A 25897-nucleotide genomic window follows, 5' to 3' on the forward strand; every position below is an offset into this window, starting at 1 on the left:
GCCGGCAGGCTGGTACCGGCCTGCCGCCGAACCGGGGTGGGCGACCGGGATCGTTCCCCGTCCGGCAGCGCTCTCGGCGGTCATGCTGCTCTGGAGGGCGCACCCGAACCACCGCCCACCACGGAGGAAAAGCAGTGAAGCGCATCGGCATCATCGGAGTGGGCGAGATCGGCCGGGCCATCGTGGCGGGCCTGTGCGACGGGGTCGACCGGTCGCCGGACGTGTTCCTGTCTCCCCGGGGAGCCCGCGCGGCCGCGGAGTTGTCCTCGCGCTACGAGGGCGTACGGGTCTGCGCCGACAACCAGGAGGTGGTGGACCGCTCGGACGTGGTGATCGTCGCCGTACGCCGCCAGGACCGGTACGAAGCCCTCGCCGACGTGCGGGTAAACGACGACAAGACCGTGGTGAACGTGATGGCCGGCGTCGCCAACGACGACCTGCGCCGGACCCTGGCCACCGACGCGCCGCTGGTACGGGCGATCCCCCTGCCCTCCATACGCGAACGTCGCTGCGTCACGGTGACGTACCCCTCGCACCCGGTGGTGGATCGTCTCTTCGAGCACCTGGGCGGAGCCCTCCCGGTCGCGGACGAGGCGGCCTTCGACGTCTTTTCCGCGCTCACCGGGACACTGACCACCCACTACGCGTATCTCGCCACGCTCACATCCTGGGCCGTCGGCCACGGCATCGCCTCCGCCGACGCCGACCGCTACGTCCGCGGACTCTTCCAGGGCGTCGGCCGCACCCTCGGCGACGAAACTCGCTCGTTGCAGCGACTCGCCGCCGACCACGAGACCCCGAACGGAAGCAACGAACGCATCCGCACCACGTGGTTCGACCCGGCGAACTCCGCAGCACTCACCAAAGCCCTCGACGGCCTCCTCACCGATCTGCGGTAACCCTGGGCGTCTCCCGAACCAAGACCCTCCACCCGTAGCCGTCCCGTGAAACGAACTCGGCCTGCCGGCTACGACTTTGGGACATCGGTGCGGTCGTCAACGCCCAGCCGATGATCTCGAGTGTCCGAAACGGTCGACCGACCCCGCCACGAGGACGAGATGAGCACGCCCGCGCCCGGCGGAGGCCGTTCCGGCTCCGACCCTTCATGGCGCGAAGTCCCCCATCAACTCGGGCGGGTTGGCGGCCTTGGTCGCCTCCTCCTCCCAGCCCGGGCAGTCCATGTCGAACACGACGACGGGCAGCGGGCGGCCGAAGATCCTCTCGATGGTACGGCTCGCGTGCAGGTGACGGGCGAGGTCGATGACGGCGTCGTGGAAGTGCAGTTGGAGGAGGCCGGACTTGGCGCCGAGTTCGTCGTCGTCCAGCATCCGATCGAGATCGAACTCGCCGTCGTACCAGATGCCGATGCGCCTGGCCTCCTCCTCGTAGAGCGGGCCGCCGACCGGGTCCTCGGGGACGTTACCGAGTTTGTCGAAGCCCTCCAGGATCCAGAAGGCATAGTTCCAGCGCACCTCCCGGGGATCGGAGTTGCCCCGGCGTATCTCCTCCTCGTACCGGCTCTCCGTGTTGTAGCCGATGTCCACGTACGGGTGGCGGTCGTCGGCATCGATGCGCCAGATGTTGAAGGCCAGGACGTATATCTCGCGCTTCAGCTGCTCGGGGACGCGCTCCAGGATGTCGGCGGCCGCCTGTCGCAGATGCGCCGGGAAAGTCTTCGGTTCCGTCACAACGACACCCTCTCACCCATCCACCCGAGGTCGGCCGGATCCGCGCCGGGCGGGTCGACCCGCTTCCGCAACGCCGTCACGATGGGAAATTCACCTGGATCCGGTGGGTCGATCGGCCACGGTCACCTCGAAGTCGGCCGCCGCCGTCACCTGGTACGCCCTTCCACCGGCGCGAACCGCCGCGGACTTGTCGAGTGCGCGTGTCCGTATGCGGGTCGGCTTATCATCGCCAGGGCCTGTTAATAGGATTATCGTTTACCGAGCCGCACGTGGTCGTGCATATCGACGGGGCGAAGCTCGAACCTCCTCGAAAGGTCACCCGCGTCGCGTTTCCGTACGCGACAACAAACCAGGAGCCGGCCGGCGCCTGTACCGTTCGACACCCGGGAACCGCGACGGGCCGCCGAGCGGCTTCGAGCACCGCGGCGGGCACGGCGGGGTGGGGCAGGTATCGGGAACGCACCGGTTGACCCGGCCTGCGCTGCGCCTTGCAACTCCAAGTGGCGGCGATCACCATGAGCGGATGGGGAACTTCGCGGTGGTCGACCGGGATCGGATCCTCGTGCCCGATCCGGATCCGCTGGTCGCCGGACTGGTCGAGGAGGGGCTGCTCCCCGTGGCGGCGATCCGGGACGCCGATCCTGACGCGGCGCCGCCGGAGATCCGCACGGTCTCGGGGCTCACGGTGTTCGTATCGGCCGTTCAGCGCGAGATGTTGGCGCAGTTCTGTGCCGCAACCGGCGTCCCTCGACGGCGACGCCGGGACGTGTGGGCCGATCTTCTCGAACCCTTCGTCGACACCGAATTCGGCGACCGACTCCAGGAGGCCACGGCCCTGCGGCTCGGTGAGGTCGGCCTTGGGCCCGCCGAAGTCGCCGCCATCCGAGCGCAGGTAGCGCCGGCCATGTCGGCATACAACGCTTTCCATGCGGACTGGTGCCATCTGGGCCTGTGCGACCTGATCGATGCGACCGACGCCGACAACTACCGCCGCGTGGCTACGTTCTCGGGTATCGACCCGCATGCGACACCGGCCGACCTGCCGGCGAACTTCCCGAACCACACCGCGTTCCTGACCTGGGCCATGCACATCGCCGATCTCGGCCACTACGAAGGCCACGCCGCCTAGTCCGTGTCGGTGGATCTTGGTGCGGCCCCGGTGGGGATGGTGGCGAGGAGCGGGCGCGTCGTGGCGTTCGTGTCGACGCACGATCGTTGCCGTGGAAGCTTGGCTGCGAAATTGGGCTGTTACGGGTTGCGGGTGGGGGGTTCCGGTGTGGTTCGGTCGTCTCGGTAGGGGGCCAGGAACTCGGTCAGCGCGGACAGCGTCGCCTCCGGGGCTTCCTCGGCGGGGTAGTGGCCGCATTCGGGGATGACCACACTCTGCACGTCGTCGGCGGCGAGCCTCATCGTTGCGCCGACCCCTTCGCCCGCGTTCTCCGCTCCCCCGATCGCCAGGACGGGGATGTTGAGCCGTCGAGTCCTGCGCTCCTGGTTCTGTTCGATGGTCGTATCGAGTGCCCGGTAGAACTCGAAGCTGCCTCGCAGGGCTTCCGGGTCGGCGGCGAGGATGTCGACGTAGTGTCGGACGGCGTACTCGGGCAGCGCCTTCGCGGCCTTCGAGGCGAACTGGTGGCCGAAGTACAGGTGTTCCCGTCCGCGGACCAACTGCTCGTTGACGTCGGCGAGTCGGTTGAAGCCGAAGTGCCAGAGACGGTTGTTGGCCTCCCGGCTGCCGAAGAGCGGTGGCGACGGGGACAGTCCCGGGATCGCGGCCTCGGCGACGGCCAGGCGGTCCAGCCGGTCGGGGTGATCCGCAGCCAGGGCGTAGCCGGTCCACATCCCGATGTCGTGGCCGACCATGGCGAAGCGGCCGTGCCCGAGTGTGTCCATCAGCGCGACCAGGTCGCGGGCGAGCGTGCCGGTGTCGTACCCGTCCGCGGGCTTGTCGGACAGTCCGACGCCACGCGGATCGACCGCGACGACGTGGAAATCCCGGGCCAGCGCGGGCATCAGGAGGCGCCATGCGTACCAGGTCTGGGGCCAGCCGGCGACCAGCAACAGTGCGGGGCCTTCGCCGCCGGTGACGGCGTGCAGGCGCAGTTCGCCGGTGTCCACGTACCGGCTGGTGAAGGTGTCGGTGAATCCGGTCGGGAGGTCGGGGACTCGGGAGACGGAACCGAGGCCTTCCGGCATGGGCAGTCGGGTCACTGTGTGGACGTCTGGTGCAAGGTCGTCGGTCATCGGGTGGCCTTTCGGATGAGCACGGGTGCGGGAACGGGTGAGGAGGCACCGGTCGTCGCCACGCTAGCCATCCTGGATCGATCGGTCAAAGATAATTTGACCGATCGATCCAAGATGGGGATAGGCTCGTCACTGGAACCCGAAACGGGAGGTGCCCGCTGTCCGGCCGGAAGCAGTTCGATGTCGGCGCGGCCCTGGACCAGGCCATGCGCGTGTTCTGGGAGCGCGGGTACACGGATGCCTCACTCGATGCCCTCACCTCCGCCACCGGTCTGGGCCGCGGCTCGCTGTACGGCACCTTCGGCAACAAGGACGCCCTGTTCGGCCGGTGCCTCGACCTCTACGCGTCGATCCACGGCACGCGGTACGAGCAGGCGCTTGCGGCTCACCCCGATGATCCGGTGCGCGCGGTCGGGGCGTTCTTCGACGTGGTCCTGAGCCGTATCGCCGACCCGTCGGTCCCCGCGGGGTGCCTCATCGTCCAGTCCGCCGCTCAGTCACCGATGTTGAGTGAGGAGATCGGCATTCGGGTGCGCGGCCTGCTCGACGTCCAGCGCCGGCGGGTACGCGCGGCCCTGGCGCGCTCGTCGGCGTCGCCGGGCTCGTTGAACGCCTCGGATGCCTCGGACGCCTCGGACGCCTCGGCTTCGTCGGATGCCTCGGCTGCGTCGGACTCCCCGGACTCGTCCGGCTCCTCGGACTCGTCGGGGTCCCGGATCGACGCCCGAACGCTCGACGAGCTCGCCATGTTCGTCGTCGCCGTCAACCAGTCGTTGGCCGTGCTGAGCCGTGCCGGGGCTTCCGACGCCGAGCTGCGCTCCGTGGCCCGCCTCGCCTGCGCGACGGTGGCCAACACTCTCGCCGCGGATCGGCCGGCGGGGCCGGAGGACGGGTAGCCGTGGGGCGCGGCGGTGTGTCCCGCGAAGCCGCGGCGTCGCGGACGCCGGGGCTCACCGGCGTAGGTTGTTCGCACAGCTCTCGGGGTCGGGGCTGCACAGCCAGCCGTTGACGGCGAAGCGGCTGTCCGCGTGCCGCCGGCTCGGGCAGTCGACCGGCCGTACCTCGTGCCAGGCGGTGGGGCGGAAGAACACGATGCTGTCGTGCTCGGGCTGCCAGTCCCGCCAACTGCGCTCCTGCCACTCGCCGGCCGTGTCGGTGTGCAGCGGCAGCACCGCGTCGAACACGCGCAGTTCGCCGCCGCCGAAGGGCCGGGGTGTGCGATGCAGGTAATACACGAACGTGAGCAGACGCCGGGGCTCGAACTCGGTGCTGCTGTCCTGGTGCGGCCGGTAGAAGTCGCCGTCGTTGTGCACGTTGAGGCTGTAGCTGGGGTCGGTGTGTCGGCAGGAGACTCCCAGGGTGTGCTCGACCGCCTCCAACACCTCATCGATGGCCGACATCAACTCCGGCGCGGCGAAGTCCTGGCACGAGCGGGACCGGCGAATGTCGGGAACCACCTCCCGATCTCCCACCATGGAGGGCCGCAACGTGTCGCCGACGGAGGCGATGGCGCGCTCCAGCAGGGCGCCGGCCGTACGCTCACCCAGGAATCGGGTGATGCGGCAGACCGTCACCGGAAGCCGCCAGATCGCGTCCGTACACACCGCCGACGGCCGATCCGTCCCCTCGATTCGATCCGTCACCGTTCCCTCGGACCGATCCGTCACCGTTCCCTCGGATGATCCCGTCACGGTGTCGTTTCCCGCCAAGGTGTCCTGCCCCGTCATGGTGTTCCGCCTTCGGATGCGTTCACGCTCGCGGCTTCGCGTAGCCGATCCACCTCGGCCGCGAGTTCTTCCACGCGGCGGTGCAGTGCCTGGACGCACACCAGGGCAACGCCGAGGCCGTCGACCACGGGGATCCTGGTGTCGTCCCGGTTGAAGCCGAAGGCGGCGTGCCAGTCCTGGGCCATCGGGCCGAGATGGCGCACGTCTTCGGCCTCCCACAGGTAGCGCCAGGTGCTGACGGGCAGCGCGGCCACGGTCGCCAGGACCTCGTAGCCGTTGACCGCGCCAACCGGGGCCACGACGCCACTCTCCGGAACGCCCGCCGTACGAGGGGCTGGGAGACCGTGGTCGGCGGAACAAGGCGCCGGGGCACCGTCGTCGGCCGAACGAGGGGTCGACGACCCTGGGTCGGCTGCCGCCCGGGAGCGCCGGTGGAAGATCCGCATCCCTATCGACTCCAGTCGACCGGGACCACGTCCTGCTTGAGCGCACGATCGCTGCAGACGGCGCACGGGCCGCTCGGGAGACCGGGACCCTGATCGGTGCCGACGGTGATCGCTCCGTGCGCTCCGACCGGGGCGTGGATGCCGTCGCCGACCAGCGCGGCCTCGTACCCGCCCAGCAACTCCTGGAGGGTTCCGGGGCCCAGATTCTCCGGAGCGGAGATCGCGGCGATGCCCGAGTCGTCCGTGTAGGCCATCCCCAACGTACGGCCACCCATGGTGGCGAACACGATCTTCGCACCGCGGATGGGCTCCCCGGTCACCGCGTCGGTCGCCATCGCGTTGATGTTCTCCAGTTGCATCTGGGTGACATTGAGACTGGCTTGACTCGCGGTGAGCCTGGTCGGTTTCAGGCCGGGGCATTCCGCTCCGGTGCACGGGGTGCCCGACGGGGTGGTCGCGGACGCGCCGACACCGCTTCCCGCGCCCAGCGATGCCAAGGCCGCCGCCATCACCGCGACAGTCCTACGACCTGCAAAACTCATGTCCACTCCCCTGGGAACGCCGAGCATGATTCGCGCCGGCACGTGACGCGGCCGGGGCGCCGCCCCCCTTCGGACGACGCTACGGAGCGTATTCACACCCATCCGGCCCAATCCAGCCGACAAACGAGAGTTCCCACTATCTGATGAATCGCTGGTAGGAACAGCACGGTGGCTACGACAGCGGCGACGGCGATTACGGGAAGTCGCGTGCCACGGTCGCGACGTGGATCGTGGTCGCGACGTGGATCGCGGTCGCGGCAACTCAGGACAGCCGTGACGGCGATTGCGGCTGCCGCGTCCTACTCGCCGTCCCGACGGCCGACGGCGGGGCCGGTCGTCTGATGTCCACGTTTGCCGGTCGGTGCGGCTGCCTCCCGGCCCCCTTCGGCCTGCTTGCCCCCAAGGCCCGTCCCCCGTACCGCCGTTCACGGCCGCCCAGCGGCCGTGTCCCCGAAACGGCCCGCCCGTTCCGGGGACACGGCCTTCACGGCATCACGTCGCCACGCCGGTACGACGACCGAGCGGGCGCGGGTCGCGCGCCGCGATGAAGTCCTCACAAACCCTCCGGTCCCGGAAGCCCACATGCCCGGCAGGCCGGTTGTCCACCTGGCCTGCGGTGCCCGGGCCTGCGGTCCCCGGGCGTGCGGTCCCGGGCCGGCGATGAGGATGCCGACCTCCTCGATCTCGCCGTCGAGGCGGATCGGCAATCGTGGCTGTCGGGAAACCGGCACACGCTCGCCTCCGTGGGTGCGAGCGCTCGGGCCGGTTTCACCGATGGCGGGGCGTGGTCGCGTCGGCGGAGCGGAGGGCGGGATTGGGCCGCGGGTGGCGGGCGGCGGCCGGGGAGTCCGATGAGCCGTACTGGTGACTCGGATCGGCTTCGGCTCCGTGCTGCCGCGCCCGCCGTGCTCCGTGGCGGTGTCGCGTGGCCGTGTCGCGTGGCGGTATTGCGTGGTGGTGTTGCGTGGCAGTGGTCCGTGCGGGTGCTCAGGCGGCCTTTGCTCGGCCTCCGGAAACCTGGCGCAGGGCGTCGTCGAGGTCGGACTGGGCGCGTTGCAGCCAGGCTGTGGTGATGTCCACGGCGTCGCCGATTTCGCCGCTGCGTCGGTGCAGGTGCGGCTGCTCGCCCTCCTCGGCGGCGCGGGCGTGCTTGATCGCGTGGTGGATGCGTCCTGCGGCGGCGAGTTCGCCGCCTGCCACCTGGAGCCAGGCCCGGGTCGTCTCGTCGGCGACCTTGCCGGTGTTCGCGGAGTCGGTCAGCGCCCGCGCGATCGCCTCGATGCTCTTGCCCGCCAGCTTGCGCGTCACCAATGCCGGCGGCAGACCGGGAAGTTGGTCGAGCTCGGCCAGGACCACACTTTCCAGCAGGGCCAGGCTGTACGTCACTCGACCCAGTTTCAGCAGATACTCGTCATCCGGAATCATCGAGCCATTGTGCGATATGGGTCGGACACGATCGTGACGCCACACGGCGTGTCGCACCCAATGCAGCCGGACGCGCCAAGTTCGGCGCGCACGGCACGCGGCGCAGGTGCGTCCTCGCCCTACCGCGTCGGCGCATCCGGCCCGCCGGCAGTCACCCTCCCCGGCCGCGAGCGCGCCCACGGCCGCGATCCGTACGGCTCGACGACGGCGCGCTGCGGAGTGCGCGGCCCGGAGCGGCTCGGGTTTCGCGGCGGCTGCGGGTCCGCGCGGCGGGCGCGGGCGAGCAGGCGCAGGCACTCGGCCGGGTTGTCGCGGACCGGGCGGCGGGTGATGGCGGAGCCCATGGCGCAGACGTTGTCCAGCCGGTGGTGGGTAAGCGCAAGCACGCTGCGTACCAGCGGCCGGTACTCCGGCGGTACGTCGCCGACCAGGCGATCACCGGCGTCGAGCGCGGCGCGCGCGGTGGTCGCGGTCGCGGCCAGCAAAGCCCGTACGCCGGGCGTGTCCCGGCCCGATCCCAGATCGGCGCGCGTGACGCCGTACCGTTCCAGGTCGGATTGCGGCAGCCGCATCCGGCCCGCACCCAGGTCGTCCGCCAAGTCGCTGAGCAGATCGGTGCGTTGGAACCCATCGGTGAACAGGCGCACCGATGCGGCGAATTCCTCGTCCGGGACGAGATGCGGGGTGAGCCCGGTGCTGAGCATCGCGCCCGGCCAGGTCAGCGCGTCGACGTAGCGCTGGTAGGCGTCCTCGTCCGCGAACTCGGGAAAGTCCAGCTCGGCGCGGGTGCCCTCCAGGTAGGCGTCGGCCCACGTGCGGGGCAGGTCGTGCACCCGGGCGGCGTGCAGGTACGCCCGCAACAGCGGATGCGTCGCGGTGTCGGTGTCCAGCGCCGCCCGCACCCGGGTGGCCCACGCCTCGAATCGCCGCCGACGTCCGGCCTCGTCACCGCGGTCGCAGACGTCGTCCGTGAAGTACCCCATCGCGGCGCCGACGAGCGCGTGCGGCGCGAACTGCGGCGGTGCCAGCAGCCGCAACGCGGCCCATCCGGCCGTCTCCCGGCGTCGCATGAACCGCTCGGCGGCCGTGTAGTCGGCGCGCAGTGTGCTGTCACGCACGCCCGCCGCATCCAGACAACGCCGCCACGAGCGCATGAAACCCCCGAAGGTTGGTCACCACAGGCTGATTTGCCGCACGGAGAGTATCAGCACGGACCGGGGCAAACCCACGTCCGCAGCGCGGCGGCGGCGGTGGCGGTGGCGGTGGCGGTGGCGAACGGCGCCGGTCCCGAGGCGCAACCACGGGTCCCACACTCGATACCCCGTCACCCCGTGGCCCCGTCACCCCGTGACCCGGTCACCCGGTCACCCGGTCACCCGGTCACCCGGTCACCCGGTCGCCGGAGCACGAGCGCCCGAGTCGTCGGGAAGGAGCCGCCCGACGATTGGGGGTGAGATCGCCGGGCGGTCCGGGCACCGACCACGGGGGTTGTCGGCGCATCCGCAACGATCCGCCGTACAACCGCCCGTGCGCAAGACCCGATGCGCCACCCGCACGACCTGCAAGCCTCCCGCAGGACCCCGGAAAGCCGGGTTCCGGCTCACCCGACTCCGGCGGCGGCGTGGCGCGCAAGGTCCGGTCCGGGAATCAGCTGAAGACCACCGAGCGGAGCTTCAGGCGCTCGGAGGCGGAACCGCCGTTGGGGCGAAGGGTGTAGTAGTCGCCATCGCAGTCGACGCCGGTGAAGACGGTGGCGGTGGCGTCGGTGTCGTTCCTCGGCGAATGGACCGGATTCGACGAATCGGGGTCGGCGACTTCGGGCAGCGTGATGCATTCCCGGCCGGGCGGGTCGCTCAATCGGGCTTCCTGCGCCTGGCCGTTGAGGCCGGTGTACTTGTAGGAGAACTCGCCGGTGGCGGCGCCGGCGGAGGTCGGCAGGGTCACGACGAGCACGAGCGCGCCGAGTGCGGCGACCGTGGTGTTGCGGAGACGCATGGGAGGGTTTCCTTTCCCAACGGGACGGTTCGGCCCCACCCTTTCGCGGCCGACAGTCGGATCCGTCGCGTGGCACGCTGCATCACTCCCACGAGCAGGCTGAATCGATTCCCACCCGGCCGAGTGGGCGACCCCGTACGCGCATTCGGAGCAATCGGCGCCCCGCCGAAACCGCGAAGCCGACGCACCTCGTCGGCCACCGGCCGAGCGAGGACCACACCGGCCAACCAGCCCCGCGTGGCCCCCGCCCCGACACCGGAGCAGACGCCGTGCCGCCCAAGCGATCGAACCGCCGACCCGGCCGCCGCAGGCCCTGCCGATGCGCCCGAGCCGGGACCGGCGTCCGTGCCGACGGGCCGGCCCGCACCGGACTGTCCCGGGTAGCGGCGCGCGGTGTGGGCGGGCATGCCGACCCGCTCCGGCATCTCCGCGACCCGTTCCTCGGCCGGTACCCGCTGCGACCGTCCGTGGACCAGGAGCGGTTCGGCCAGGGTCTGCCCGATCGTGCGGGCGGGGTTCAGCGACGAGGACGGGTCCTGGAAGACGACCTGGAGGCGGTCCGCAAGCCCGCGGCGGGTGTTGCGCGTGGCGTGCGTGATGTCCACGCCCTCGAACCGGATGCGGCTTCCGAGTGCACCGGGTTCAAGCCGAGCACGGCCCGACCGATGGTGGACTTCCCCGAACCGGACTCCCCCACCAGACCCACCGTTTCGCCCGCTCCGATGCCCGGCGAGGCACCGTCCACCGCACGCAGCGGTGCGATGCCCCGCCCCTGGCGGAACTCGACTGCCGGATCGGTGATGTCCAGGAGGTCGGTCATCGGTGGGTTCCCTCCGCGAGCAGGTGTCCGGCATGGATGCAGCGTCTCCACCGGGCGGGTTCCGGTTCGGCGAGCGCGACCGGGGCACGCGTACACGCGTCGGTCACGCGTGGACAGCGCGGGGCGAATCCGCACCCGTGCGGCCGGTCCCCGGGAGGGGGCACCGTGCCCGCGATGGTGAAGAGCGTGCCTCCGGCGCCGGCGTGGTGCGGGTCGGCCGCCATCGGACCGGCGGTGTACGGATGCAGCGGAAGATCGAACATCGGCTCCACCAGGGCCTGTTCGACGACCCACCCGGCGTACATCACCACCGCGCGCCGGCATAGGTCGGCAACGACGCCCCAGTAGTGGGTGACGATCAGCACGGCCATGCCGGTCCGGTCCTGGAGGGCGCGGAGCAGGTCGAGGATCTCGGCCTGGACGGTGACGTCCAGGGCGGTGGTCGGCTCGTCCGCGATCAGCAGCCGGGGCTCGCCGGCCAGGGCCGGCGCGATGGCCACGCGTTGCGCCATGCCGCCGGAGAGCTGATGCGGATAGCGTCGGGCCACCGCGTCGGGGGTGGGCAGGTTGACCAGTTCGAGCAGTTCGCGCACCCGGCGCCGGGCGGCGGGCCGGTCGCAGCGGCGATGACGGCGTACGGCCTCGCCGAGTTGCCGGCCCACCGGGAAGGTGGGGTCCAGGGCGACCATCGGCTCCTGCGAAACATAGGCGATGCCCGTACCGCGTACGCACGCCAACTCGGCGGGCCGCCGGACGAGTTCGACGCCGTCGAAGACGACGCTGCCGGCCCGGACCCGGCCGCCGCCCGGAACCATGCCCAGAATGCCCAGCGACGTCACGGAGTTGCCGCAGCCGGATTCGCCGACCAGACCCACCGTCTCGCCCAGCATCACGTCGAGGCCGAGGTCGTGCACGACCGGGAGGCCGCCGATCTCGATCGACAGGTTGCGCACCGAGGGCATGCGGCGGGGTCGGCGGATTCGGCTGCGGTCGACTCCGCTGTGACCTCCGGCGGTTCGGTCGCGGTGCGCCGACCGGCGGGGCCGGAGCCCTTGGGGACCGCCCAGTTCTCCACCGCCGCATCGCGCACCGCGTCGCCGAGCAGCGTGAGCGCGATCACCGTGATCACCATCGGGACTCCGGCCGGGACCAGCATCCACGCGTCGCGATCGATGGCCTCGGAGGCGTCCGCGACCAGGCCGCCCCAGGAGGGATCCGGTGGTTGCGCGCCGAGGCCGAGGAAGCCGAGTCCGGCCTGGATGGTGACCACGATCGCGGCGAACAGCGCGGCTTGGACGATGACGATGTGCGCCATCCGGGGCAGGATGTGCCGACTCAGGATGCGGGTCTGGGACAGGCCCGCGACCCTGGCCGCGTCGACGTACGACTCACCCCCGCGTCGTCGCCCGTCCGGTTGTCGGGCGTCGCGCCGCGTCGGGCTGCGACCCGGCTCCGTTCACCGGCGCCACCCCCGGACGCCTCGCCACCGATCGCCTCCGGGCCCACCGAACGCGACCGATCGATAGGGCCCGTACGCCACATCGTCGACGACGGCCTGTGCGCCGACCGTACGTGGCCGCGTACACCGCGAAGTCGTCGCCCATGACCGGCGAATGCCCGTTGTGGAGCAAGTCTCCGACGAGTCGCGCGACGAACGTCCGCAGTGGGCGGCGCGGCGTTCGCGGGCTCCGGACCGGCGGTGTCGCCGGCCGGAGTGGGCCGGCGGGGGCGGCGTGCCGGCAGGGGTGCGGCCGGGGAGGTTCCTTGGATAGAGTGCCGCGGCTGATCGGCCACGCGTACCACGGAGGCGACTTGACCAACCATCCGGGATATCCAGGCTCGCAGAGCCCCCCTCCTCCTCCGCATCATGGCCAACCCAAGTGGGCGTGGTGGGTGGTGGGCATCGCCATTCCGCTGATCGGCATCATCGTCACCATTACCGTCAGTCGGTCCGATTCGGATTCGGATTCGAAGACGCCGTCGGCGAATTCGGCTCCCGTGCCCGGCGTGCAGAGCCCGCAGGCTCCGCAGGTCTCGCAGAAACCGCCGACCACCACCGGCGGCGGCGGGCAGTCGACCTCGAACGCACCGGCACCCGGCGGTCAGCCGGCCCGGGTCCTGTTCGGGCCGGGTCCGGTCACCGTCGACCCGAACAAGCAGTACGTCGAGTTCGACACCAGCCCGCCGCTGGTCTCCCAGTCGAACAAGGCGGTGGACCTGTTCTTCGCGTACACGCTGGGCGACCCCGATCTCATGACGGTGGGCTCCACCAATACCCTGGCCGCCCTTCCCCAGGGCAGCCCCGAGCCGACGGCGGAGGTGTGTGCCGAAGCGGTCGCCAAGCGCGGCACCTATGTGGGCGGCAAACTCGCCCAGGGCGCCCGCTACTGCATGATCACCAACGAGGGACGCACCGGGTACATCAAGGTGACCGGACCGGCCGCCGCCGGAGTTCCGCTGCGTCTGGAAGCGACCGTCTGGGATCTTCCCGGCTGAGGCCGGGCATTCGCCGCCGGCCACCCCGTGTATACGGGCACGTCCGTACGTCGTTCCCGGGTTCGCGCGCGAGACGAGCAACCGTGTCGGGGGCCCGCGCCCGACGCCCGCGCCCGGCGCGCGTGCCCGGCGCGCGTGCCCGGGCGGCGTAGCGCGACCCACGCGCGACCCGTACGCCCGATACCCGCGTCCGACATGCGCGCCCGCGCCGCGCGCCGCGCCGGTGCCAACCGCGGTACGCCGCGCGCGCCGCGGCGCTCGCACGCGCCGTCGCGTTTGCCGAACCGGCAAAGAAGCTTGCCGAAACCTCAGCCCGGTCGCATGGTCGTCGTGGAGGTGGTCACGATGACCGATCGGCCGATGAATGACGGCTACGACGTGGTGATCGTCGGCGGTGGAGCCGCGGGACTGAGCGGGGCGTTGACGTTGGCGCGCGCTCGGCGCTCGGTGTTGGTGATCGACGCGGGTGCCCCGCGCAACACCCCGGCCGAGGGCGTACGCGGGCTGCCGGCCCTGGACGGGATCGCGCCGACGGAGTACCTGGCACGTGTCCGGGCCGAGGTCCGCGGCTACGGCGCGCACGTGGTCGACGGCGAGGTCGAGGCGGTCGGCCGTACGGGGGACGGGTTCGCGGTGACGTCGGCCGACGGCCGTACCGTCCGCGCCCGTCGGCTGCTGGTGACCAGCGGGCTGGTCGACGAGTTGCCGAACGTACCGGGGTTGCGCGACCGGTGGGGCCGGGACGTGCTGCACTGCCCGTACTGCCACGGTTGGGAGATCCGCGACCGCGCCGTCGGGGTGCTGGGCTGCGGGCCGCTGTCGGTGCACCAGGCGCTGCTGTTGCGCCAGTGGAGCGCGGATGTCACGTTCTTCGCGCACACCGTGCCGCCGACCGACGAGGAGGCGGAGCAACTGGCCGCCCGCGGCATCCGCGTGGTCGCGGGCACGGTGGCCTCCCTGGAGGTCGCCGGGGATCGCCTCGTGGGCGTGCGGTCGGCCGACGGCACCGTGGTCGAGCGTGCGGTGTTGGTGGTGGCACCGCGCATGGTGGCCCGCGCCGGATTCCTGACCGGGCTCGGATTGTGGCCGGTGGAGCATCCGTCGGGGGCCGGCGAGCACATCCCGTGCGATCCGGGCGGCGCGACCGACGTGGCCGGCGTGTGGGTCGCGGGCAACGTCGCCGATCCCTCCGCCCAGGTCGGCGCCGCGGCGGCAGCGGGTGCCGCCGCGGCGATCCGGATCAACGCCGACCTGGTCGCCGAGGAGACCCGACGCGCGGTCGCCGCCCGCCGGGACCCGTTCTCGGCCGAACACGAGGCGCGTGTGTGTGCAAGCGTGCTGGGCGACCGCCGGCACGGTCTGTGAACCGGGCGCCGGCGCCGGCGCGGCCGGTGGTCGCTTCCGCTGATCGGCGGCGGGCGGGTCAACTCGCCGAGGTCACCGCGACGGCTGCCCGGTCGCGACGCCACGCGTAGCCGCCGAGCAGAATGGCGACGACGGTGGTGGCGGCGGCGAACAGGTAGATCGAGCGCAGCCCGGGACCGTCGTTGACCACCCGGCCGCCGAGCCAGGCCCCCAGGGCGGCGGCGAGTTGGTACGCGGACGCGTTCACCGCCATGGCCAGGGTGGGCGCCTCGGCGGCGGTGGTCAGCACCCGGGCCTGCATCCCGGGAATGACCGAGAAGCCCAGCGCGCCCACCACGAACACCATGATCGCGGTGAGCACCCGGTTGCCGCTGACCGTCCAGATCAGCACCAGGGCCGCCGCGAGAGCGGCGAGCAGGCCCGATTGGGCCGCCATCGGCGCGCGGTCGGACAGTCGGCCGCCGATCACGTTGCCGACCGCCGCGCCGACGCCGTAGGTCAGCAACAACAGGGGGATGGCCCCGTCCGCGAAGCCGGTCACGTCTGTCGACAGGGGCGCGAGGAAGGTGAACACGGCCAACAGGCCCGCGTTGCCGACCGCGGTGAGTGCGATCGCCAGTTGCACGTCCCGCCTGCGGAACACCCGCAGTTCGGCCACGGCGGAGGTCGCGGGCGCGGCCTCACGGACGTCCGGTACCAGACGCCGGACCAGCATCCACCCCAGGGCGCAGCACGCGGCGATGGCGACGAAGGTGGATCGCCAGCCGAAGCCGTTGCCGATCAGGGTTCCGATCGGCGCGCCGAGGATCATCGACAGGTTCATCCCGAACACGAGCGTGGAGACGGTGGATGCCTGCTTGCCGGGCGGTGCGGACGAGGCCGCGATGACGATCGCGTTGGCGAAGAAGGTGGCGGTGACCAGTGAGGTGACGATCCGCGCCGCGAACAGCACCGGGTAGTTCGGCGCGAGGGCGGAGGCGAGGTTGCCGGCGACGACGATCGCGAGCAGGCCGGTGATCAGCGGCTTGCGCGCGGTGCGGGACGTGAGGGCGGTCAGCACCGGGCCGCCGACGATCATCCCGATCGCGTACGCCGTCACCAGCAGTCCGGCGGCCGAGATCGACACGTCCAGGTCGCCGGCGACATCGGGCAGAATGCCGGCGATCACGAACTCGCCGGTGGTGACCCCGAATACGCACACCATGAGGGCAAGCACCCCGGCCGGGACATCGGGTCGTATCGAACGCATGTCTTCTCTTCCCCGTGATCGATCGATGCGCCGCAGGTGAGCGGCGCTTGCTTGTTCGGCGTCCGGTCCGCCGTGGGCGCCCGGCTCTTCGGTGCCTGCTTCTCTTCGGCTTTCGGCTTTCGGCTTTCGGCTTTCGGCTTTGGGCGTTCGGCTTTCGGCGTTCGGCGCTTCGACGCCCTGTTCTTTACTGATCAGTACAGAAAGTGGGCATGCCTGATCGCCCCGGCGGCACACCGGCGCCCTCGGGATCGCCTACAGAGCGGCGAGCGCCCCTTCGACCACGTCCAGCAGGGCATCGCGGTCGTCGGTCACCTTCGCGAGCACCCGCAGGCCGTAGTACGCGCTCTGGAACGCCCTCGCCACCTGGAGCGGCGGCCTACCGGCGGTGAGTTCGCCGGTGGCCTGGCCCACCGCCACCAGTCGGCACAACGCCTGTTCCAGATCCACGAACTGGCGGTGCACCAGTGCCGCGACGGCCTCGTTGCGCCCGCCGGGTTCGGTGGCGGCATTCAAGGCCAGGCAGCCGCGCCGCCCGGGGTCGGCCATGTCGACCTCGATCATGCCGAGCATCAGATCCCGCAACCGCTCCCGCACCGACCAGGATTCGGACGCGGACGCGGAATCGGATTCGGCCAGCAGGTCGAGCTGCGCCCGGGCGGGCACCTCGGCGTAGCGCCGGAGTGCCTCCTCGTACAGGCGGTGCTTGCTGCCGAAGGCGTTGTACAGGCTCCCGCGACCCAGCCCGGTGCGCTCGCACAGGTCCTGGGTGCTGGTGCCCTCGTAGCCCTTCTCCCAGAACACCGCCATCGCGGCGTCCACCACGGCCTGGTCGTCGAACTCGCGAGGACGGCTCATGATCCGAACGCTAACCAGTTCTGTACACATCAGTCAAGAACCTGATCGAGCCGTCGCCCTCACCCCCGGGCCGAAGGACACGCCGGGCCGCCGTCGCACGCTCGGGTGGATCCGGCGGGGGTCGCTCCGGGGTGAATCCGTACGCGACGGGCGCGCGACGTGCGGCCGGCCGGGGGCGAGTCGCGGCGACGCGGCGGCGTGGGCGCTCCGCCATAGACTCCGAGCGTGGCCGGACAAACGAGTACGACGCCGCTGGCGGATGTGCGCTTCGTGGGGTTGCGTTTTCGGCTGGAGACGCGGGGGTTGCAGCGCCCGGTCCCGGTCGAGGTCGCCGCACTCACCCATCACGGTCCGGGCGATCACGTCGCCTGGCGCGCGTATGCCCCGATCGAACCTCCCGCGCCCGGAAGCCCGCCACCCGCGCCGATCACCGTCCCGGTACCGCCCGCCGCACCCGGTTCCCTCGCCGCAGCGCTCGCGGACATCGAACGCCACGTGGTCCGCGACCTCCCGCACGCGGTGATCGGGCTGCCGCCGTTCGCCGAGAAGACGCTCGTTCGGGAACAGCGCGCCTATTGCCCGCTGCTCGCCTCGTGCGTCGTCCTGGACGTGATGACCCTGGCCGCGGTCGTCCGTCCGACCGCCACACCACAGTCCTTCGACTCCAGGCTCCGGCACATCGGCCTGCGCCCTCCCCACGAACGCGCGGTCACCTGGGACGCGTACGCGCTGGCCCACCTGTTCCACACCACCGTCGCCCAAGGCATCGCCGCGGGCCGCTGGTCCACCCTGGAGGACCTCATCCGGGTCGCCGGGTCCTCCGTGCCCGCCGTCGAACCCGAATTCATGCCCGCACTCGACGTGCAGGAGTCCCTCTTCGACTGACCCCGCCCCTGGGGGACCGCGGGGCCGCGCTGCCGTTCGCCGAAGCGGGTCAGCGGGGTGGGGCCGAGAGCGGGCCGCTGCCCGCCGTGCGCAGGAGGGGTTTGGTCATCGCCCGGGTGATCGTCGGGTCGCGGCCGTCGACGTAGGGGTCGCGCAGGGTGTAGCCGGCTCCCGCGAACAGCGCCAGGGCCCGCATGTTGCGGCTGCCGGTCTCCACCACCAGTCGCCGGGCGCCGGCCTGGGCGGCGGTGTGCTCCAGTGTGCCGAGCAGACGGCGGCCGTGGCCGTGGCCGCGCTGCTCGGGGCTGACGTACAGGCGTTTGATCTCCGCCGCCCGACCGGGCATCGTGCGCCATCCGCCGCAGCCGACCGGGGCGTGTCCGCTGTAGGCGAGTACGAACAGGCCCTCGGGGGGCTCCAGATCGCGAGGCTCGGTGGTGTCGGGATGATCGGCGAAGCCGTACAGGCCGACCTGCTCCGAATACAGGGCGTACAGGAGGATCTGCGTGTCCGGATGGGTGTAGGGACGCGGCACGAGACGAACGTCGGCAAGGGCGTTGGGGCCATCGGCGCCGAACGGCCCGTGGTGGCCCGGCGCCGCGCCCAGCACGGCCCCGCCCTTGGCGCGGTGCGCGAAACGGATCAACGACCTGCTCCCTTCCCGCCGACCCCGCACATCGGGGCTCCACCACGATTCTCCGTGAAGCCCCCACACCCCGAACAGTGGCCCCGGCCAACAGACCCCAAACAAGTCCCGCCAAGTCCCCACCCCCATCCGGCCGCTCACCCCCTCGGCCCCGCTCCCGCCACCCCGGGCCGACCCTCGACCTCTACGCCGAGCGCCGGATACCGAACGTCGGCGTCGAAGACCGCTCCGGCGCGGGCCCGGGCCCGCAACCCGCCCCCGACGAGGTCGACGAAGCCCGCGTACTCGTCGGGATCGGCGCCGTCGGGGCAACGACTCGCCCCGCACACCGGGCCCGCGAGCGGGTTGCCCGGGTCGGCGGGGCGGAGCAGGATGCGGGGATGCGTTTCTCTGTCAACATCCCGAACTTCGGTGACTTTGCCGATCCCAGGACGGTGGCCGCGGTCGCGGTCGCAGCCGAACAGGCCGGCTGGGACGGCCTGTTCGTCTGGGATCACGTGGTGCACGACAAACAGGCGCGGCGGGGTCAACCCTTCGGGGATCCGTGGATGTTGCTGACCGCGGCGGCGTTGGCCACCTCGCGGATCCGACTGGGCACCCTGGTCACCCCGGTCCCGCGCCGGCGTCCCCAGCAACTGGCCCGTCAGGTGGCGACGTTGGATGCGCTCAGCGGTGGGCGGGTGATCTTCGGGGCCGGGCTGGGCGGGCCGGTCGAGGACGAGTACGGCGACTTCGGCGAGCCGACCGACCCGGTCGTCCTCGCCGAGCGCCTGGACGAGGGCCTGGGCCTGTTGGACCGCTACTGGTCGGGCGAACCGGTGGACCACGACGGACCGCACTACCGGGTTCGGGACGTGACGCTGCTGCCCGCCTCGACGCAGCGTCCGCGACCGCCGGTGTGGATCGGCGGGTTCTGGCCCAATCGGCCGCCGATGCGCCGCGCCGCGCGCTGGGACGGCGCCGTCCCGTTGTTCGCCTCGGCCCGGCACGGTCACGCCCCGCCGGTCGAGCAGGTCCGCGACCTGGTCGCGTACGTGCGTAAGCACCGCGACGACCGATCCGAGGCCCCCTTCGAGTTCGTCCTCGGCGGCGTCAGTCCCACCGATCCGGCCCGGGCCCACGACCTGCTCGGGCCGCTGATCGACGCCGGCGCCACGTGGTGGGACGAACGCCAACGCATGGACAACGCCGACCTGTACCTGTCCGCCCCGATCCTGCGCCGGATCGAAGCGGGGCCACCCGTCTTCTAGTTCGCGCCGCCCGTCGCGGGCTCGACCGTGCCCGCCGCGCTCTCGCGCACTCCGTTGCGGCGCCGACGGCCGATGACAGCGGCACATCCCGACCGTAACCCGATCGGAGCACCACTCGATGAACGACACCTCTCTCACGAACGCCCTGCACCTGCCGGACGGCACCGCGATCCGCGGGCGCGGTTTGCGCCGGCCGTTGCCGGACGGGCCGGTCCCCGCATTCGGCCTCTACCTCGGCTCCGACCGACTGCGCCGCCGGCACGAGGAGGGGCTGTCGTGGCCGCACACGTGGATCGACTGGCCCGACTTCCTCCTGCCGCGCGATCGGGACGCGGCCGTACACGAGATCCGCGCCCTGTACGAACGGGCCCGTACCGGCGCCTCGGTCGAAGTCGCCTGCGCCGGCGGCGTCGGCCGCACCGGTACGGTCATCGCCTGCCTCGCCGTCCTGACCGGGCTCGACCCCACCGACGCCATCGCCTGGACCCGACGACACCACCACCCCCGCGCCGTCGAAACCCCGTGGCAGCGCCGCTGGGTGACCCGCTTTCCGGCCGGGTGACCCCGCGCCTTCGACGCACAGGACGGCGCCCACCCGATCGCGCACACCGGCCATCGTCTCCGCCGGAGCCGATGGGCCGCGCCGGGCACCGCCATTCGTGCGCCGCTCGGCACGCCCGCCGTGGCCTGGGCAGGTCACCACGGCGAGGGCGCGGCGCGGCATACGGGCCGTCCGCGCCGCACCGGACGGCGGACATCGCGCGACCCGCGCCCTGCTTGCCAAGCGCACATCGTGCGCGACCCGCACACCGCCCGACGAGCCGCGCCGGCGCCTACGCGCCCAGGTCGGCCAGGCACTTCAGGGTTGCGTCGATCGACGGGCGCCGAGCGGGCAGCAGGGGCAGTCGTACGTCCGGGGTCGGAATCCGGCCCTGCGCGTGCAGGACGCCCTTGATCACGGTCGGGTTGGGTTCGCCGAACGCCGCGGCCGACAGCCTCGCCAGCGCGTGGCCCAGGTCCCGGGCCCGGGCCGGGTCGCCGTCCCGCCAGGCGTCGGCCAGCTCCACGAACCGGCCGGTGGCCAGGTGCGCCGAGGCCAGGATGCCGCCCGCCGCCCCCAGGGCCAGCAGCGGTGACAGGAACAGGTCGTCGCCGGCCAGCACCGTGAAGTCCGGCGGGAGGTCGCCGAGCAGGTCCACCGCCTCCTGATCGATGCCGCCCGTCGCGAGCTTGACCCCCACGACACCGGGAATCCGGGCGAGTTCGCGCAGTCCGGCCGCGTCGAGCGCCTGCCCGGTGCGGTACGGGATGTGGTAGACGATCAGCGGCAGCGGGCTTGCGCTCGCCAGCCGGGCGAAGTGTGCCCGAACGCCTGCCTGCCCGGGACGCGTGAAGTACGGGACGGGCACCAGCGCGGCGGCGGCCGTCGGCCACCGCGCGAGGTCCGCGAGGGCACGCGCACCGGCCCGGGTGTCGTTGCCGCCGGCGCCGATCGTCAGGGCCGCGCCGCGGGCCGCGCACACCCGCGCGCACACGTCCACCACCGCGCGCTTCTCGTCGGCGTCCAGCGTGGCGGCCTCACCGGTCGTCCCCAGCGCGACGATCCCCGCGGCGCCCGTGTCCAGGACGCCGTGGGCGAGGCCCTCCAGCGCCTCCTCGGCGACGTCCCCATCGGCGGCGAACGGCGTGACGAGCGGTACGTGAACCCCGTGCAGGGGTGGGCATCGGTTCATACCCACCAGGGTGGCCCGCGCATTTCGTTCAGGTCCAGTTCACATTTGTGAATCCGAGCGTAAGCTGAGCCGATGCTCGATGTGCGCCGCCTGCGCCTGCTGCGCGAACTCTCGCTGCGCGGCACGATCGCCGCGGTCGCCGAGGCGCTCGCCTTCACCCCGTCCGCGGTCTCCCAGCAACTCGCCACCCTCGAACGCGAGGCGGGCGTCCCCCTGCTGGAGCGCACCGGCCGGCGGGTCGCGCTCACCCCTGCCGGCCGAAACCTGGTCCGGCACGCGGAGGCCGTCCTGGACCACCTGGAACAGGCCGCGGCGGAACTGGCCGACACGCGCCGCGGCCTGGCGGGCCCGCTGCGGATCGGCACCTTCCCCACCGCGACCCGAACGATCGTCCCGGCCGCCCTGGCCCATCTCGGCGACCGGCACCCGGGGCTGGAGCCGATGGTGCTGGAGATCGACCCGGCCGGCGTCGCGGGCGCGTTGCGCGCGGGTGATCTGGACGTGGCGTTGATCCACGAGTACGACTTCGTCCCGCCGGCAGACGAACCGGGCCTGGCCGACCGGCCGTTGTGCACCGAGGCGATGTACCTGGCGGCGCCGACCTCCACGCCGGCCGCCTCCTCGGTGCTCGCGCACTGGCGCAACTCGCCCTGGATCACCGCGACTTCGGGCACGATGTGCCACGCGATGACGATCCGGGCCTGTCAGGCCGCCGGGTTCACCCCGCATGTGCGCCACCAGGTGGACGACTTCGCCACCGTACTGGCACTGGTCGCGGCCGGTCAGGGCGTCGCCGTCGTACCGCGGCTCGGCATCGCGGATCCGCCGCCCGCGGTACACCTGACCCGGCTGGCGATCCATCGCCGCACCAGGGTCGCCTTCCGCAGCGGCGCCGCCGCGCACCCCGCGGTGGCCGCGGCCGTCGAAGCCCTGCGCGCAGCCGTACCGAGCGGGCTGACCGAGACACCACCGCCGCCGTCACCACCGGCCGCCCCGCACACCCCACGGCGAGGCCGACGACCGCGCCCCTGATCCCACCCACCCGGCCGCACGAGCCTGCCGACACCCGCCCCGGGCGCACCTCGGCGGGCCGGCTCGTCGTGTACACATCGGTCGGCGTCGCGGGACAGGACGCGGTGGTGGCACTGGTGGTCGCCGCCGCCCGGGAGCGATCGATCGGCACGGAGATCGCGTGGCTTGGCGGCCGGGCGGTGGCGGGTCCGCAAAACCGATCGGCCGGGTCGACCCGCGAGCCCCGCCGGGTGGCTCCGGTGTGCGCGGCCCGGCAGGGCGTATGGCACGCTCCATCCGAGCACGTCGCGCCGTTCGCCGAACCCTCGGTGGTCGCGCGGGATCGAGACCGAGTCGTGGAGCACGCCGATGAACGACGGTACGCGGACCATCCGATGGGGGATCCTGGCCACCGGCGGCATCGCCGCCGAGTTCACCGGGGCGCTGCAGAGCCTGCCGAACACGGAGGTCGTCGCGGTCGGCTCGCGCAGCGCGGAGGCCGCGAAGGCGTTCGCCGAACGATTCGGCATCCCCCGCGCCCACGGCAGCTGGGCCGAACTGGCCGCGGACGACGACGTCGACGTCGTCTACGTGGCCACGCCGCACTCGGCGCACCGGTTCGCGGCCGGGCTGTGCCTGGAGGCGGGTCGGGCCGTGTTGTGCGAGAAGGCGTTCACCCTCGATGCCCGGGAGGCCCGCGAACTCGTGGAACTGGCGCGCGCTCGCGGGCTGTTCCTGATGGAGGCGATGTGGACGTACTGCCACCCGCTGATCCGCCGACTGCGCGAGGTGATCGCCGCCGGCGAGATCGGCGAGATACGCAGCGTCTCGGCGGCGTTCGGCTTCGCCGGAGAGTTCCCGCCCGGGCACCGGCTGCGTGATCCCGCGCAGGGCGGCGGCGCGCTGCTCGATCTCGGCGTGTACCCGGTGTCGTTCGCCCAGTTGTTGCTCGGTGAACCCGACGCGATCCGCGCCTGGGCGCACCTGACCCCCGAGGGCGTGGACGACAACACCGGAATCGTGCTGGGCTGGAACAACGGCGCCGTGGCCACCCTCGGCTGCACGTTCACCGCGGACACCGACGCACCCGCGACGATCACCGGCACCAAGGGCCGGATCGAATTCGCCGAGGGCTTCTTCTATCCGGACCGCTTCGTGATCCACCGGCCGGGCCGGCAGCCGCAGACCGTCCTGCTCGCCGAGGCCACCGCCGACCCCGAACGCGGCACGATGCGCCACGAGGCCGCCGAGGTGAACCGCTGCCTGCGCGCCGGCGAGACCGAATCGCCCCTGGTGCCACTGGCGGGCACCCTCGCGGTGATGCGCACCCTGGACACCGTCCGCAAGCAGATCGGCGTCACCTACCCGGGAGTGGACTGACCCGTCCCTGATGCCCCAGTCGACCGGCTCGTCCCGCCAACCGGCGTGTCCTTCACGGGATTTCCGTAGCACAGGTCACCGAGGTCGCCTCGGTCGGCTCCGGAACGCAGCCGGCCCCGCGCCCTTCCCACGCCGTTTGCGGCAAGTTCAGGAATCCGTCGCCGATATGCCGGAACCTTTTCGACAGGAGGGTGTGCGCTGCCCGACCCCCTGAGACAAAAGGACTGGTCACCTTGCTTACGCATTGGCGTGGAAGAGTCCGACTCGTCGCCGTCGCCCTGTCCGTCATGGCCCTCGGGTTGTCCGGCTCACCGGCGTCCGCACTGACCCCGCCCCGAACGCAGGCCCAGGCAGCAGCCGGAGCCCAGGCCCAATCCGCGGTGCGGATCAACGAGGTCGAGTCGAACGGCGGTTCACCCGGCGACTGGGTCGAGTTGGTCAACACCGGCTCCACGGCCGCCGACGTGTCCGGCTGGGTCGTCAAGGACAACGACAACTCGCACTCGTACACCATCGCCGCCGGCACCTCGCTGCCTGCCGGCGGGCATCGGGCTCTGGACGTCGACTCCTCGTTCGGGCTGGGCGGTTCCGACTCGGCACGCCTGTTCCGACCCGGCGGCTCCACCCTGGTGGACTCCTACTCCTGGACCGCGCACGCCGGCACCACCTACGGCCGCTGCGCCGACGGCACCGGGGCGTTCACCACGACCACCGCACCCACCAAGGGCGCGGCGAACGCGTGCGGGCAGCCCTCCGGGACCGCCTGGCCGGGCGGCGCGAGCGTCACCGTGGCCGACGCCTCGAACGTGTTCGGCACGAACCTCAGCGGTCTCTCGTTCCAGAGCGCCGGCGTGTTGTGGGCGGTGCGCAACGGCCCGAGCAGGCTCTACCGGCTGGTGCCCGACGGTGCGAAGTGGCGCCCGGATCCGTCCGGCGGCTGGGCGTCCGGCAAGCCGCTGAACTACGCCGACGGCGGCGGCGATCCGGACGCGGAGGGCGTGAGCGTCACTCCCGACGGGATGTTCGTCGCCACCGAACGCGACAACGACGACGACGGCGTCAGCATGCCGAAGATCCTTCGCTATGACGTCTCCGGCACGGCCGGCGCGCTGAACGCGACCGCCGAATGGAACCTCACCGCCGATCTGCCCGCGGTGGCCGCCAACAGCGGTCTCGAGGGCATCTCCTGGATCCCGGACACGTTCCTCACCGCCCACGGTTTCCGCGACGAACACACCGGCGCGACCTACGACCCGGCCGCCTACCCGGGCCACGGCAGCGGCCTGGTCTTCGCCGGTTTGGAGGCCAACGGCACGGTGTACGCCTACGCGTTGAACCAGAGCGGCGGCGGGTACACCCGGATCGCCACGATCGCGAGCGGATTCCCCGCGCTGATGGACCTCGAATTCGAGCCCGCGACCGGCCACTTGTGGGCCGCCTGCGACGACACCTGCCAGGGCCGGGCCGCCGTGCTCGACATCGACACGCAGGGTCGGTTCACCGCAACCGCCCGGTACGACCGCCCGACCGGGCTGCCGAACCACAACAACGAGGGCTTCGCCATCGCACCGCAGGCCGCCTGCGTCGCGGGCGTCAAGCCGGTGGTGTGGGCGGACGACGGCAACGACGACGGCCACGCCCTCCGCTCCGGCACCCTCGCCTGCACCCCGTAGGCAACCGCACAACCGAACGATCCACGCGGGACGGGCGATGCCATCCGGCCATCACCCGTCCCGCCGTCCGAGCACCGACCCGTCGCCCGTGGGCAACCGGTCCACGGCGCGCCGGGCATCAGATCCGAGCAATCAGCACATACCGCTCGTCATCGACCGGCCCACTCCCCGCACGCAGCGTCAACGCCCCCGTCCCACACCCGACATCGAGCACGTCGACCACTCCGGCCGGCATCCGGGACCGAAGCAGGCGGGCCCATGCGAGCCGCGTGACCTCGGTCGCCAGATCCGTAACCGGGACGGCGGCCGTCTCGCCGACCGGCCTCGACACCGCGGGCCCGCACCCGTGGCGGGGCCCCCCCCCCCGGGGGGGCCCCCCCCGCCCCCGGCCGGCGGGGGCCCCCCCGGGGGTGGGGGTCGGCGCGGCTGCCAACATGGGGGTGTGGGGGGGGGGGGGGGGTGGGACG

At 72.0% G+C, this 25897-nt stretch carries 25 protein-coding genes and 1 pseudogene; 11 read left to right on the forward strand and 15 right to left on the reverse strand.

Annotated elements, in window-relative coordinates:
• Positions 1–134: 134 nt before the first annotated feature.
• Positions 135–899: an NAD(P)-binding domain-containing protein gene (locus ACIBM5_RS45265; protein WP_396012547.1), complete on the forward strand. Its 765-nt coding sequence runs from the start codon at positions 135–137 to the stop codon at positions 897–899.
• A gap of 204 nt (positions 900–1103) precedes the next feature.
• Here ACIBM5_RS45265 and ACIBM5_RS45270 read toward each other — a convergent pair whose 3' ends face one another.
• On the reverse strand, positions 1104–1688 hold the full coding sequence (locus tag ACIBM5_RS45270; protein ID WP_396012548.1) for a hypothetical protein: 585 nt from the start codon (positions 1686–1688) through the stop codon (positions 1104–1106).
• 523 nt (positions 1689–2211) lie between these two features.
• Between ACIBM5_RS45270 and ACIBM5_RS45275 the strand changes: the two genes are divergently transcribed.
• Positions 2212–2817: a hypothetical protein gene (locus tag ACIBM5_RS45275; RefSeq protein WP_396012549.1), complete on the forward strand. Its 606-nt coding sequence runs from the start codon at positions 2212–2214 to the stop codon at positions 2815–2817.
• A gap of 119 nt (positions 2818–2936) precedes the next feature.
• Here ACIBM5_RS45275 and ACIBM5_RS45280 read toward each other — a convergent pair whose 3' ends face one another.
• Complete coding sequence (locus ACIBM5_RS45280; RefSeq protein WP_396012550.1) at positions 2937–3884, reverse strand: alpha/beta fold hydrolase; 948 nt, start codon at positions 3882–3884, stop codon at positions 2937–2939.
• Between the two features lie 206 nt (positions 3885–4090).
• Here ACIBM5_RS45280 and ACIBM5_RS45285 point away from each other — a divergent pair, with 206 nt between their 5' ends.
• Complete coding sequence (locus ACIBM5_RS45285) at positions 4091–4828, forward strand: TetR/AcrR family transcriptional regulator (RefSeq protein WP_396012567.1); 738 nt, start codon at positions 4091–4093, stop codon at positions 4826–4828.
• Positions 4829–4882: 54 nt separating this feature from the next.
• On the opposite strand, the gene ACIBM5_RS45290 is transcribed toward ACIBM5_RS45285, so the two are convergent.
• The 9 genes and pseudogenes from ACIBM5_RS45290 to ACIBM5_RS45330 form a co-directional block, all read right to left on the reverse strand.
• The gene (locus tag ACIBM5_RS45290) at positions 4883–5575 is read right to left on the reverse strand and encodes a 2OG-Fe(II) oxygenase (RefSeq protein ID WP_396012551.1); all 693 of its coding nucleotides are present in this window, start codon (positions 5573–5575) and stop codon (positions 4883–4885) included.
• 80 nt (positions 5576–5655) lie between these two features.
• Positions 5656–5958, reverse strand: a complete 303-nt coding sequence (locus tag ACIBM5_RS45295) for a tail fiber domain-containing protein (protein WP_391583689.1) — start codon at positions 5956–5958, stop codon at positions 5656–5658.
• A gap of 149 nt (positions 5959–6107) precedes the next feature.
• The gene (locus ACIBM5_RS45300) at positions 6108–6647 is read right to left on the reverse strand and encodes a hypothetical protein (RefSeq protein ID WP_391583690.1); all 540 of its coding nucleotides are present in this window, start codon (positions 6645–6647) and stop codon (positions 6108–6110) included.
• A gap of 987 nt (positions 6648–7634) precedes the next feature.
• Positions 7635–8072, reverse strand: a complete 438-nt coding sequence (locus ACIBM5_RS45305; protein ID WP_396012552.1) for a hypothetical protein — start codon at positions 8070–8072, stop codon at positions 7635–7637.
• Between the two features lie 119 nt (positions 8073–8191).
• Positions 8192–9190, reverse strand: a complete 999-nt coding sequence (locus ACIBM5_RS45310) for a squalene/phytoene synthase family protein (RefSeq protein WP_396012553.1) — start codon at positions 9188–9190, stop codon at positions 8192–8194.
• 529 nt (positions 9191–9719) lie between these two features.
• Positions 9720–10067, reverse strand: a complete 348-nt coding sequence (locus ACIBM5_RS45315; protein WP_396012554.1) for a hypothetical protein — start codon at positions 10065–10067, stop codon at positions 9720–9722.
• Between the two features lie 517 nt (positions 10068–10584).
• Positions 10585–10887: an ATP-binding cassette domain-containing protein gene (locus ACIBM5_RS45320; protein ID WP_396012555.1), complete on the reverse strand. Its 303-nt coding sequence runs from the start codon at positions 10885–10887 to the stop codon at positions 10585–10587.
• Entirely contained in the window at positions 10884–11840 is a 957-nt protein-coding gene (locus ACIBM5_RS45325) for an ABC transporter ATP-binding protein (RefSeq protein ID WP_396012556.1), read from the reverse strand. The genes ACIBM5_RS45320 and ACIBM5_RS45325 overlap by 4 nt, the downstream gene beginning before the upstream one ends.
• A pseudogene (locus tag ACIBM5_RS45330) lies at positions 11777–12265 on the reverse strand (ABC transporter permease); the annotation flags it as partial. The pseudogene ACIBM5_RS45330 and the gene ACIBM5_RS45325, both read right to left, overlap by 64 nt.
• A 629-nt stretch (positions 12266–12894) precedes the next feature.
• On the opposite strand from ACIBM5_RS45330, the gene ACIBM5_RS45335 reads away from it, so the two are divergent.
• Together ACIBM5_RS45335 and ACIBM5_RS45340 are read left to right on the forward strand one after the other, a co-directional pair.
• Positions 12895–13383 (forward strand): hypothetical protein, encoded by a 489-nt coding sequence (locus tag ACIBM5_RS45335; RefSeq protein WP_396012557.1) that lies wholly within the window; start codon positions 12895–12897, stop codon positions 13381–13383.
• A 345-nt stretch (positions 13384–13728) separates the two neighbouring features.
• Positions 13729–14748: an NAD(P)/FAD-dependent oxidoreductase gene (locus ACIBM5_RS45340; protein ID WP_396012558.1), complete on the forward strand. Its 1020-nt coding sequence runs from the start codon at positions 13729–13731 to the stop codon at positions 14746–14748.
• Positions 14749–14806: 58 nt separating this feature from the next.
• On the opposite strand, the gene ACIBM5_RS45345 is transcribed toward ACIBM5_RS45340, so the two are convergent.
• Both ACIBM5_RS45345 and ACIBM5_RS45350 read right to left on the reverse strand, forming a co-directional pair.
• Positions 14807–15997, reverse strand: coding sequence for an MFS transporter (locus tag ACIBM5_RS45345; RefSeq protein WP_396012559.1), 1191 nt, complete (start codon positions 15995–15997; stop codon positions 14807–14809).
• Positions 15998–16249: 252 nt separating this feature from the next.
• The gene (locus ACIBM5_RS45350) at positions 16250–16852 is read right to left on the reverse strand and encodes a TetR/AcrR family transcriptional regulator (RefSeq protein ID WP_396012560.1); all 603 of its coding nucleotides are present in this window, start codon (positions 16850–16852) and stop codon (positions 16250–16252) included.
• Between the two features lie 225 nt (positions 16853–17077).
• Between ACIBM5_RS45350 and ACIBM5_RS45355 the strand changes: the two genes are divergently transcribed.
• Positions 17078–17737, forward strand: a complete 660-nt coding sequence (locus ACIBM5_RS45355; protein WP_396012561.1) for a hypothetical protein — start codon at positions 17078–17080, stop codon at positions 17735–17737.
• Between the two features lie 49 nt (positions 17738–17786).
• Here ACIBM5_RS45355 and ACIBM5_RS45360 read toward each other — a convergent pair whose 3' ends face one another.
• Positions 17787–18383, reverse strand: a complete 597-nt coding sequence (locus ACIBM5_RS45360; protein ID WP_391583702.1) for a GNAT family N-acetyltransferase — start codon at positions 18381–18383, stop codon at positions 17787–17789.
• Between the two features lie 380 nt (positions 18384–18763).
• On the opposite strand from ACIBM5_RS45360, the gene ACIBM5_RS45365 reads away from it, so the two are divergent.
• A complete protein-coding gene (locus ACIBM5_RS45365) occupies positions 18764–19633 on the forward strand; it encodes an LLM class flavin-dependent oxidoreductase (RefSeq protein ID WP_391583703.1) in 870 nt (289 codons plus the stop codon).
• Between the two features lie 118 nt (positions 19634–19751).
• Positions 19752–20195 carry a protein-tyrosine phosphatase family protein gene (locus ACIBM5_RS45370; RefSeq protein ID WP_396012562.1) on the forward strand — a complete coding sequence of 148 codons (444 nt, stop codon included), beginning with the start codon at positions 19752–19754 and terminating at the stop codon, positions 20193–20195.
• 271 nt (positions 20196–20466) lie between these two features.
• Here the strand turns inward: ACIBM5_RS45370 and ACIBM5_RS45375 are convergent, their stop codons facing one another.
• Positions 20467–21366, reverse strand: a complete 900-nt coding sequence (locus ACIBM5_RS45375; RefSeq protein WP_396012563.1) for a 4-hydroxy-tetrahydrodipicolinate synthase family protein — start codon at positions 21364–21366, stop codon at positions 20467–20469.
• Positions 21367–21438: 72 nt separating this feature from the next.
• On the opposite strand from ACIBM5_RS45375, the gene ACIBM5_RS45380 reads away from it, so the two are divergent.
• The 3 genes from ACIBM5_RS45380 (at position 21439) to ACIBM5_RS45390 (ending at position 25430) form a co-directional block, all read left to right on the forward strand.
• Positions 21439–22398, forward strand: coding sequence for a LysR family transcriptional regulator (locus ACIBM5_RS45380; protein ID WP_396012564.1), 960 nt, complete (start codon positions 21439–21441; stop codon positions 22396–22398).
• Between the two features lie 348 nt (positions 22399–22746).
• Positions 22747–23757: a Gfo/Idh/MocA family protein gene (locus ACIBM5_RS45385; protein WP_396012565.1), complete on the forward strand. Its 1011-nt coding sequence runs from the start codon at positions 22747–22749 to the stop codon at positions 23755–23757.
• Positions 23758–24044: 287 nt separating this feature from the next.
• On the forward strand, positions 24045–25430 hold the full coding sequence (locus ACIBM5_RS45390; RefSeq protein ID WP_396012566.1) for a lamin tail domain-containing protein: 1386 nt from the start codon (positions 24045–24047) through the stop codon (positions 25428–25430).
• Positions 25431–25897 lie beyond the last annotated feature (467 nt).

The organism is Embleya sp. NPDC050493 (genome assembly GCF_044458105.1).
Taxonomy (GTDB): domain Bacteria; phylum Actinomycetota; class Actinomycetes; order Streptomycetales; family Streptomycetaceae; genus Embleya.

Excerpts from the sequence above, each read along its gene's own strand:
- ACIBM5_RS45280 (WP_396012550.1), bottom strand. The coding sequence starts at position 3,884 with ATGCCGGAAGGCCTCGGTTCCGTCTCCCGAGTCCCCGACCTCCCGACC.
- ACIBM5_RS45305 (WP_396012552.1), bottom strand. The coding sequence starts at position 8,072 with ATGATTCCGGATGACGAGTATCTGCTGAAACTGGGTCGAGTGACGTAC.
- ACIBM5_RS45380 (WP_396012564.1), top strand. The coding sequence starts at position 21,439 with ATGCTCGATGTGCGCCGCCTGCGCCTGCTGCGCGAACTCTCGCTGCGC.
- ACIBM5_RS45365 (WP_391583703.1), top strand. The coding sequence starts at position 18,764 with ATGCGTTTCTCTGTCAACATCCCGAACTTCGGTGACTTTGCCGATCCC.
- ACIBM5_RS45350 (WP_396012560.1), bottom strand. The coding sequence starts at position 16,852 with ATGAGCCGTCCTCGCGAGTTCGACGACCAGGCCGTGGTGGACGCCGCG.
- ACIBM5_RS45275 (WP_396012549.1), top strand. The coding sequence starts at position 2,212 with ATGGGGAACTTCGCGGTGGTCGACCGGGATCGGATCCTCGTGCCCGAT.
- ACIBM5_RS45315 (WP_396012554.1), bottom strand. The coding sequence starts at position 10,067 with ATGCGTCTCCGCAACACCACGGTCGCCGCACTCGGCGCGCTCGTGCTC.
- ACIBM5_RS45385 (WP_396012565.1), top strand. The coding sequence starts at position 22,747 with ATGAACGACGGTACGCGGACCATCCGATGGGGGATCCTGGCCACCGGC.
- ACIBM5_RS45300 (WP_391583690.1), bottom strand. The coding sequence starts at position 6,647 with ATGAGTTTTGCAGGTCGTAGGACTGTCGCGGTGATGGCGGCGGCCTTG.
- ACIBM5_RS45345 (WP_396012559.1), bottom strand. The coding sequence starts at position 15,997 with ATGCGTTCGATACGACCCGATGTCCCGGCCGGGGTGCTTGCCCTCATG.
- ACIBM5_RS45370 (WP_396012562.1), top strand. The coding sequence starts at position 19,752 with ATGAACGACACCTCTCTCACGAACGCCCTGCACCTGCCGGACGGCACC.
- ACIBM5_RS45390 (WP_396012566.1), top strand. The coding sequence starts at position 24,045 with ATGGCCCTCGGGTTGTCCGGCTCACCGGCGTCCGCACTGACCCCGCCC.
- ACIBM5_RS45340 (WP_396012558.1), top strand. The coding sequence starts at position 13,729 with ATGACCGATCGGCCGATGAATGACGGCTACGACGTGGTGATCGTCGGC.
- ACIBM5_RS45320 (WP_396012555.1), bottom strand. The coding sequence starts at position 10,887 with ATGACCGACCTCCTGGACATCACCGATCCGGCAGTCGAGTTCCGCCAG.
- ACIBM5_RS45375 (WP_396012563.1), bottom strand. The coding sequence starts at position 21,366 with ATGAACCGATGCCCACCCCTGCACGGGGTTCACGTACCGCTCGTCACG.